This window comes from Geobacillus sp. BMUD, from assembly GCF_013096845.1.
Lineage (GTDB): Bacteria > Bacillota > Bacilli > Bacillales > Anoxybacillaceae > Geobacillus > Geobacillus vulcani.
This window is the reverse complement of the sequence record NZ_SDLA01000070.1, coordinates 1-433: the sequence shown is the minus strand read 5'-3', so window position 1 is coordinate 433 and position 433 is coordinate 1. Positions and strand designations below refer to the sequence as shown.

Genomic DNA, 433 nt, shown 5'->3' with positions numbered 1-433 from the left:
ATCCAAGATGAGGTTCACAGATTCGCAATCACATTTCATAGACAAACACGTCAAAAGACAGGCTTGAAATCAATACTTGATGATATAGATGGTATCGGTAACAAACGTAAAACATTATTATTGCGTTCATTCGGTTCAATCAAGAAAATGAAGGAAGCTACACTTGAAGATTTTAACAATATAGGTATTCCTGAAAACGTCGCAAAGAACCTACATGAACAATTGCATAAATAAATTACTGGGCGTGAGAATCATTCTCATGCCCCAAAATATATGAAATAATGTTACAATATGGTTAACAAAGTTATTTTTTTGAATGTACGTGGAAGCGTTTTCTAAATGAGAAAGTTTATCATCACAAGCAATTTTAAATATCGAATCCAAATGTTACATTGTTCGACATGCAGTTTGGTGATCGTACAGTGTGTATTTG

The 433-nt window shown here is 33.0% G+C and carries 1 pseudogene; it reads left to right on the top strand.

Annotation, left to right across the window (positions count from 1 at the left end):
- A pseudogene (locus ETC05_RS17445) lies at nt 1-234 on the top strand (excinuclease ABC subunit C); the annotation flags it as partial.
- Nucleotides 235-433 lie beyond the last annotated feature (199 nt).